Here is an 8,775-nt window from a genome sequence, read left to right as displayed (position 1 = left end):
TCGGCCCGCTGCTGGCCCTGGCGCCGGTGCGCAAACGGCCGGTCGAGCAGATCGCGATCGTCGACGGGACCCTGATCCCCACCCGCGATCACCGCCTGGCCGCCCGGAGCAAGAACTACCGGTACTCAACGAACCTGCAGGTCGCCATCGACGCCTCCACCCGCCTGGTCATCGCCGTCGGCGACCCGCAGCCCGGCAACCGCAACGACACGATCGTCTACCGCACCAGTGGCATCGGCCAGAAGCTGGACGGGCGGCCGGTGATGGCCGACGGCGGCTACCGCGGCAACCCTGAGGTGATCATGCCGTACCGCAAACCCTCAGACGGCAGCGCTCTGCCGGAATGGAAAGAAGCCCTCAACGTCGAACACAGGACCGTCCGCGCAGGGGTCGAACACGCCCTGGCCAGGATGAAGTGCTTCAAGATCCTGCGCGACTACCGCCGCGCCGCCCACACATTGGCCGACGCCGCTTCCGGCATCGCCAACCTCCACAACATCATCCTCGCCGGCTGACCACCGGCCCGGCCCCGGGCAACGCCTTCACCCAGTTACGAGACGTCCCTTAGGCCGTGTTTCGTAGGGCCTCGATATTGGGCGTGGCGGTGGTCGCTAATTGAAGAGGTCTCCGGTAGTTGGTTCAGCGACCAAGCTAGAACTTCACACCGGAGACCTCGTGCCGAGCGTAACGGCAGTGAGGCGACATGACCTGACCGACGTGCAGTGGGCGGCGCTGGAGCCGTTGCTGCCTGCTGGAACGGGTCATGCTCGGCCGCGCAGATGGACCATGAGACTGATCATCGACGGGATCCGGTGGCGGGTCCGGACCGGATCGCCGTGGCGTGACGTGCCTGCGGAGTACCCGCCGTGGCAGACCTTGTATCGATGGTTTCGGCGGTGGCAACGTGACGGTGTCTGGGCGCAGATCCTCACCTCGTTGCAGGCCCGAGCGGACGCGGCGGGGCTGGTCGGCTGGACGGTGAGCGTGGACTCGACCATCAGCCGCGCCCACCAGCACGCGGCGGGAGCCCGCCGCGACGGCCAGGCGCAGAAGGAGACTCCTGGTGGTGTGCAGGCCGAGCCGGCAGATCACGGGCTCGGCCGGTCGAGGGGCGGCTGGACCACCAAGACCCATCTGGCCTGCGAGCAGGGCCGCAAACTGATGGCCCTGGTGGTGACCGCCGGACAGCGCGGCGACAGCCCACAGTTCATCCCCGTGTTGGCCAAGGTCCGCATCCCCCGAGCCGGTGGCGGCCGGCCACGCACCCGCCCCGACATCGTGCTGGCCGACAAGGCGTACACGTCCAAGGCCAACCGCGCCCACCTGCGATCCCGGGGCATCCGCGCGTGCATCCCGAGCAAGGCCGACCAGGACGCGCACCGCAAAGCCAAAGGCTCCCAAGGGGGACGTCCGCCCGCCTTCGACCCCGACGTCTACCGCCTGCGCCACGCCGTGGAATGCGGCATCAACCAGCTCAAACAACACCGCGCCATGGCCACCAGATACGACAAACTCGCCGTGCGCTACGAAGCCACCCTCACCATCGCCGCTATCAACCAATGGCTTCGTGCCCTACGAAACACGGCCTAGGCGTGTTTGCTCCAGGATGGCCGTCGCCGGCCGGTGTCTCGGTTTCGCCCAACGCCACGCCTGTAGGTCTGCTGTGGATCGATGTGAAGCATCGCGGGCGGCCTGCGGGATCCGTCACGGTTCCGTCATCTGAGACGCCGATCCCACGGGCAGCGCCGTGACCAGGCCCTTCAGTCTAGAGACCTCCTCGGTGAATCCGAAGGCGTCAGCGTTGGCACCTCTGCGGAGGCGGTAGAGGCGACGTCCGCACATGGCTCCCCTCTGTGTCAAGACACCGCCAGGAGGAGAGTTCTATCCTGGGTTTCGGCGGGTCCGGGAAGTGACTTCTCCGAAGAGCCGGCTGGGGGATGAGAGTCGATCGCGCTGGAGCCAGTTGTCGTTCCCCGTTGTCCTCCCGGGCCCGCTGCCGCGGCCACCGCGTCGTTGATCATGCGCCGGTAGACGATGTCGGACAGGCGTCGTTTCAGGGCGCGCATCGCCTCCATGGACGTCTTGCCGGACGTCTTTTTTCGGTCGAAGTAGGTGCGGCCTGCGGTGGGATTGCGCAACTGGACGGTGGCCATGATGTGCAGCACCCGGTTGATCTGCCGGTTCCCGGCGCGGGAGAGCCGGTGGCGTACGTGCTCACCGGAGGACGCGTCGATGGGGGCGGTGCCGTTCCAGGAGGCGAAGTGGGCCCGGTTCGGGAACCGGGTGATGTCCCCGACCTCGACCAGCAGCCGGGCGGCGCCGGACGGTCCGATGCCGTGCAGGTCCATCAACGTGGTGCCGGTTGAGGCGACCAGTTCCTTGAGTTCCTTGTCGGCTTCTTTGGAGCGTCGGTAGATCCGTTCGAGGTCGGCGATCAGTTCCGCGGCGACCCGGCGTCGGGCCTTGCCGACCGTGTCACGGGGCCGGACCGTGGCCAGCAGTGCCTTGGCCTGGGCGGCGGACAGGCTCTTCTTCGCTCCACCGGGAATGAGTTCCAGCAGCAGTTGGTGCAGCTGGGACACCATCCGGGTGTGGTCCTCGCCGAGGGAGCGGCGCCGGTCGACCAGGATCCGCAGCAGGGCCAACTGTTCGTCGTTGACCAGCGGGCGCAGCCCGGCCATGCGGGTGCCGACCAGCGCGATGGAGTGCGCGTCGGTGGCGTCGGTCTTGCGGCCCTGCCCGGTGGCGAACACCCGCGCCCGGGCGGACAGCTTCGGCGGGACGTCGACGACCTGCTCGCCGTCGGCCAGGAGCCGGTTGGCGAGGTGCCGGCCTATCCCTTGGCAGCCCTCGATCGCCCAGACCCGGTTCGGCCACCGGTTGGCGTACTTCCTCATCGCCGTGTAGCCGTCGCGGTCGGTGTCGAACCGGCCGCCGCCGACGACGGTCTCGTCGCGGGCCATGACCTCAATCGTTGCCGAGCGCTTGTGCGGGTCCATCCCGATGACCACACGATCTGACGTGCCACTCACCGCGTCCTCCGATGCTCGATCCACCTGAGTTGTCGAGCCGGGAGGGCAACGCTACTTCGAGCCGAGCAAACCCCTCTTGAGCCTCTCCCCGCCCTGAGGCGACGCCCGGGCCGCGCAGGCCAAATGAGAGCCACACGACCAGCATGGGCAGCCGAAATGAGAGCGACAGCCCGGGCGCCTCGACCGAAGCCTGGCCGGGCCACGGTCGCAGGTCAATGAAACAAGTAGCCGATGAGCGGATGACCGATCTTGACAGGTTCCTGTTGACCTGAACCAGAGTTCAGATGCTTCACTGTCGGCCATGGATCTTGATGGTATGCGCGTCGCCATCACCGGCGCGGCGCGTGGCACGGGTCGACTTCTGGCCGAGGCCTTCGCCGAACGCGGCGCACAGATCTTCCTCTCGGCCCGCGACGTGGGGGCGGCCCGGCGGGTTGCGGATGCGATCAACCAGCGGGGGGCAGGTCGGGCTGATGCGGTTCACTGCGACCTCGCCGCACCGGATTCGGTGCGTGGGTTCGCCGCGGCCGTGGCCGACCGGACGAGCTACCTCGATGTGCTGATCAACAATGGTGCCGCGTACATCGAAGGAGACGACCTGGCAGACGTCTCGGACGACACGATCGAGAGCGTGATGGCTGCGGGCGGGACCGGCACGGTGCTGCTGACCAAGCATCTGTTGCCGCTGCTGCGTGCATCGTCGCGGCCCGACGTCGTCAACATGATCTCCACATGCGCCGAGGTGGGGCACCGCCGTTCGGGCGCGCATCCCGCGTTCTACGCGGCCAAGCATGCCCACGCCGGGCTCGCTGAGATCCTGTCGCACCGGCTCCGGCCAGAAGGAATCCGGGTTGTTTCCCTTTTTCCACCGGACTTCGTTCAGAACGGGCCGCGGCAGGCAGATAGCGACCTAACTGCGCAGTCGGTCATCGACTGCGTGTTCTTCGCGGTTGGTCAACCACGAGACTGCTTCATCCGCGAGTTCCACTTCGAGCAGGTACGGACTCCACACTCCTGAGCGCCCGCCACGCCAAGCAGCCTGGGCCAAACCGAGGGTCCTAGTACTCCAGCAGGAGATCCGTTCGGACCTGCTGCGGCGGTGTGGTTTTGTCCGTGGGCATGGAGCAGCCACCGCTGAGTCTCGTGGTTGTGTGGACCAAAGATACGGCGGTGGCTGCCGCCTACAGAGTAGACGCCCAGCGATGGTCTGGGCTGTTCGACGAGCTGATGGACGTGATCGGGTCGTGCTTCGGGCGGCCTGAGCCCCGCCGGCGGGTGCGGGACTTCATGGCCGGCCTGCTGGCACCGCTGCCGACCAAGAACTGCTGGACGATAGCGGAGCACGCCGGTGACGACGGGCCAGGTGGCATGCAGGACCTGATCGGTCGGGCCCGGTGGGACGACGCGCAGGTCCGCGCCGACGTGCGGGGCTTCGTCGCGGCCAAGCTCGGGCACCCGGACGGGGTGCTGGTCATCGATGAGACCGGTGACCTGAAGAAGGGCGTGCACACCGTCGGGGTGCAACGGCAGTACTCCGGCACCGCCGGGAAGATTGAGAACTGTCAGCTCGCGGTGCACCTGTCCTATGCCTCCCCAGCCGGGCACACCCTGGTCGACGTCGCTCTCTACCTGCCGAAATCCTGGACCGACGATCCCGCGCGACGGGTGGGGGCAGGGGTGCCCGAGACGATCGGGTTTGCCACGAAGCCCCAGCTGGCACGACAGCTGATCGACACCGCGCTCGCCGGTGGGCTGCCATGCCGATGGGTCGCCGGTGACGAAGCCTACGGCGGTGACCCGCACCTGGCCGCGGCCCTGCGCGGCCACGAACTGGGTTACGTCCTCGCGGTCGCCTGCTCGCACCGGGTCCCGACCGGACTGGGCATCCAGCGGGCGGACCAGATCGCCGCCGGTCTGCCGAAGCGGGCGTGGCAACGGATCTCCGCCGGTCAGGGGGCGAAAGGGCACCGCTACTACGACTGGGCGTTCGTCATCCTCCCTCTGGCCGCCGACACGGCACGACGGCCACCACTGGCTGCTGATCCGCCGCAACCGCGCTATCGGTGAGCTGGCGTTCTACCGCTGCTGGTCACCCGAACCGGTTCCCCTGCGCCAACTGGTGGCCGTTGCCGGCCGACGCTGGAGCATCGAGGAATCCTTCCAGGCCACCAAAACCGGCCTCGGCCTGGACCAGCACCAACACCGCCGCTGGCGGGCCTGGCACCGCTGGACCACCCTCGTCATCGCCGCACACGCGTTCCTCGCCGCCGCCGCAGCGGCCAGCACCACCAGCCCGAACGGCTTGATCCCGATCACCGTCAACGAAGTCCGACGGCTCTTCCACGCCTTGGTCATCGAACCCGCCCGACGCACGGCTGACGTCATCGCCTGGTCCATCTTCCGACGCCAACACCAAACCGAAGCCAAGATCAGCCACTACGCCCAACAAGCCCTCACCGAACCCTGAAACGGATCTCCTGCTGGAGTACCAGGAGTTCTTAGACACCTTTTACCGCGGTCACCGGAGATCCCTCGCCTACGCCGCCCAGCTTGAGCTCAAGTTCGACGACCTACGGCCAGATGCTGCGCGGGTGGCGGGGGCGCTGGGACTTCCGCCGGCGCCGCCGGGCGAGCCCTACGAGGTTCGGCCGCTGTTTGTCACTGCCGGCGCCCAGTCCCGGCAGCCTTTGTCGGTGCCGAATACCCATTCACCACGATTACCGAACTGCTGGGCTTCCTGGAGGAAGTACGGTGATGAACCGGGGTCACAAGCACGGCAATCTGCAGTGCTGGGCGGCGCCGGCTGCTGGCCATCGCCCGTCGAACAGCGGTGGCTGTGTCGGCGCTTGCTCACTCGTCAGGGACGCTACAACCGCAGAACGATGAACCCCATGTCGAGGCGGACGACCAAACCGAAGGGTGTGTCGAAACAAGCCTCGATATGGCGGTGGACCGGTATGCTCCGGCGCTTGCGGCCGAAGGGCAGGTCCAGCAGGTCGATGGAGCGCCGGTCAAAGGTTACGGCGAGGTGTTCGTCTCCGTTCACCCGCGCGACTCCGAGAACGTCTGAGGACCAGAAATCTTCCGCCACCGTCCTGACCTCACCGCTCGTCGGTTGCCAGACTCGGACGATCGTCTCGTCGGCGCCTCGGGACTGGATGACTAGCCCGTGTCGCGTCGACGCCATCACATGGCTGCCGTCCGCACTCCATCCCGGTGGTCCCAAGGTCCATCGTGGTGCACCGGAGATCGGATCCCGGACGGTGATGGTGTGGTCGGGCTCAGCGATGGCTAGGAGCCGGTCGTCGCTCACTTGTACCTCGGCAACGGTGGTGAGTCGTGCAACCTCCGCCAGCGTTCGCTGGCGCATCGTGCGAAGGTCGATGCGGTCGACAGTGCCGCGATCTGTCACGACGACCCATCCGGAACCTACGACGCACGAAGACCGTTCATGGCGGGCCGCAGAAGCCGGGATGGCCACTTGCTCCATTGTCGACATGTTCCAAACGGCGACGCCGCCCGGTCCCAACGAGAGGACAAAAGGGGTGCCGTCAAAGTCGACGGGCAGCAGCTCACGCGGAGACGAACCTCCTGTCCGCGAGGCAATGCACCTACCGGTATCAGTGTCCCAGAGTTGAACTAGGCCCTCCGGCGACGCGGTCGCGAGCACATTGCGGCCGTCGCGCACTAGGGCACACGCGGCTCGCACGTCAGAGGTCAATTCGAGTGATCTATAAGGGGCGCCCTCGGACACATCAAATAAGTTGACCGTGCCGGTAGTTGCATCATCGGTATAGGCAATCACCGCCCGGTCTTTGAAGGAAGCCACCCACAGATCGGCTGAGTCGCTGACTAGCAGGTTCGGCCAGTCGGAATTGTCCTGCCCTGGCCGCCAGAGCCGCACGCTGCTGTCGTTGCTGGCCACGGCGACCGCGAGGTGGGAGCCGATCGAAATTGGGCATGCCATCGTGATCTCCTCGGCGGGACCCTGAAATGAGCCGAGGAAACCCAACGTGGCCGCATCCCACAGCCCGACTTCTTGATCGCAGGCGGAAATGATCACGGGTCGGCCGTCCTCGTGGTCGGCCCAGATGCGCCAGGCCTCGTCAAAAAGCTGTTCATTGCCAATGAGACTTCCCGTGTAGGGGTCCCAGAGCCTTAGTGATCCGTCGGCGAAGCAGGCTGCCACGACCCGGCATTCGTCAGCATCCACGAAGCAGACGCCCCTCGGAACGGTGCCTTGGCCTTCGAGCGCGGTGACCACCTCTCTGGTCACCGGGTCAACCAGAGCCATGGCCCCGTCGATGGCCTCGGTAGCCATCAGGCACCGTCCGCGTACCTGTACCGGCCATGATGGCTGGCCCTCGTCGGCAAGGGCCCTCGGCGCCGAGTCCGTCTCCGGCGCCCAGGACCAGTTCTTCCGGTGTCCCCGAAGCAGGAAGCGGCTGGCCTCCGCATCGTGCCGCATAAGCTGGATTTCGAACACCGCGCCTAGGCCAGGGTAGGTCAGCTCGTATCGTAGTTCTCCACTGTGCGCGTCCCAGAGCCGAACCGTGCCGCGGCCGGAAGCTAGGTAGAGAAGGATGAGGTCGTCGGCTGCCGCGACCCCGGCGCACGTATTAGCGTCCGGCTCCGCCAGCCGATGCTCGCGCACGAGCGAACCGGTCGCCGCATCGAAGACACGCAGCCCTCCGCACCGGGACGATATCGCCAGAAGGTCGCGGTCGGCGAGCCGGATCGGAAAGATTCGCTCCGCGCCGGCTACCCTGATACGGCGCTCATGCCGCCCAGAAACTGGATCCCAAACATCGACCTCCTGTTCTTCTCCAACCGTCACTAGGAAACGCCGATCGCCGAGACGAACAGCACACATCTGGTGGACGATCGTCTTGTTGCCGGACAATTCTGTGTATTCGTGCCGACCATTGGTGTTTGCCCACGCGCCGTATGGAAGGTTCGGATGCCTCGCGAAGCTGCTGGTGTACCCCTCGATCTGCGCAGTGAGATTGAACATGGCCGCGCGTTCGGCAGGTGCAGCATCCTGGGCGTGAAGGGTCAGCCGAACGAGTCGTGCGCGTACGCCCAGGGCCGACCTGCTGCGGTCAACCGCCGTCACAACGCGGTGCAGATCGGCGTGGAGGAGAAACTCGTCGTCGTCGAGCAGATCTTGCAGCTCGCCTGCGGCGGCAGCGTGATCGGCGGCGTAGCCAACAGCGTAAGGATTTGCCGTCCCCCAGCGGCCCGCCACGCTCCTGCGCAACGTCGCGATGATTCGCCGCTCGTCCTCGCGCCGATCGCGGCCAGCCAGCAGCTCGTCTACCAGCGCCTGATGAAAGAGGCGGGTGACCCTTATGCCGCTGGCGGACACGTTTCTGATTAGGTAGCTCGCGACCGGCGAGTCGCGCAGGTCATCTAGGTCGCGACCACTGAGCTGATAGCCCAGCGCCGTCGCGAATTTCAGCCAGAGATGGTCGTCGAGACCATCGCCACGCGCATACGCCAGCGCGGTCAGCAATCCTCGCGTGACGCCGCGAGCCTCGGGTGGCAGCGCATCGAAGTGCTTGCGGAACGCTTCGCCGATGCCACGTGGAACCGTGCTCTCGTCGAATCCGGGAGCATGCACGTCGACTAGGTGATCGTTCACCGACAGCCGGTAAGCGGTCAGCGCGGCAACCAGGAAGTTGCGCTCGGCGCGCCGGGCGATAACTGCGGCCAGCGCTCGCGCCGCGGCTGGATCGGCTCG

General features: G+C 66.5%; 5 protein-coding genes and 1 pseudogene. 4 read left to right on the top strand and 2 right to left on the bottom strand.

The window, feature by feature from the left end; all coding sequences use genetic code 11:
• Both AB0J68_RS20420 and AB0J68_RS20415 read left to right on the top strand, forming a co-directional pair.
• On the top strand, nucleotides 1-515 hold a 515-nt coding region (locus AB0J68_RS20420), incomplete at its 5' end, for a transposase family protein (RefSeq protein ID WP_363939941.1).
• Nucleotides 516-693: 178 nt separating this feature from the next.
• On the top strand, nucleotides 694-1,590 hold the full coding sequence (locus AB0J68_RS20415; protein WP_363939939.1) for an IS5 family transposase: 897 nt from the start codon (nucleotides 694-696) through the stop codon (nucleotides 1,588-1,590).
• A 266-nt stretch (nucleotides 1,591-1,856) separates the two neighbouring features.
• Here AB0J68_RS20415 and AB0J68_RS20410 read toward each other — a convergent pair whose 3' ends face one another.
• Complete coding sequence (locus tag AB0J68_RS20410) at nucleotides 1,857-2,963, bottom strand: IS110 family transposase (protein WP_363939938.1); 1,107 nt, start codon at nucleotides 2,961-2,963, stop codon at nucleotides 1,857-1,859.
• Between the two features lie 370 nt (nucleotides 2,964-3,333).
• On the opposite strand from AB0J68_RS20410, the gene AB0J68_RS20405 reads away from it, so the two are divergent.
• Together AB0J68_RS20405 and AB0J68_RS20400 are read left to right on the top strand one after the other, a co-directional pair.
• Nucleotides 3,334-4,050, top strand: a complete 717-nt coding sequence (locus AB0J68_RS20405) for an SDR family oxidoreductase (RefSeq protein WP_363939936.1) — start codon at nucleotides 3,334-3,336, stop codon at nucleotides 4,048-4,050.
• 209 nt (nucleotides 4,051-4,259) lie between these two features.
• Nucleotides 4,260-5,499, top strand: a pseudogene (locus tag AB0J68_RS20400) (IS701 family transposase).
• Between the two features lie 399 nt (nucleotides 5,500-5,898).
• Here AB0J68_RS20400 and AB0J68_RS20395 read toward each other — a convergent pair.
• The coding region (locus AB0J68_RS20395; RefSeq protein ID WP_363939935.1) for a WD40 repeat domain-containing protein at nucleotides 5,899-8,775 on the bottom strand (2,877 nt) is incomplete at its 5' end.

The sequence above is a fragment of the Micromonospora sp. NPDC049580 genome (assembly GCF_040675595.1).
In the GTDB taxonomy this organism is placed as follows: Bacteria; Actinomycetota; Actinomycetes; order Mycobacteriales; family Micromonosporaceae; genus Micromonospora.
The sequence above is the reverse complement of the archived record's forward strand: the minus strand, read 5'-3'. Positions and strand labels throughout refer to the sequence as shown.

Coding starts and splice junctions, on each gene's coding strand:
- AB0J68_RS20410 (WP_363939938.1), bottom strand. CDS start 2,963: ATGGCCCGCGACGAGACCGTCGTCGGCGGCGGCCGGTTCGACACCGAC.
- AB0J68_RS20405 (WP_363939936.1), top strand. CDS start 3,334: ATGGATCTTGATGGTATGCGCGTCGCCATCACCGGCGCGGCGCGTGGC.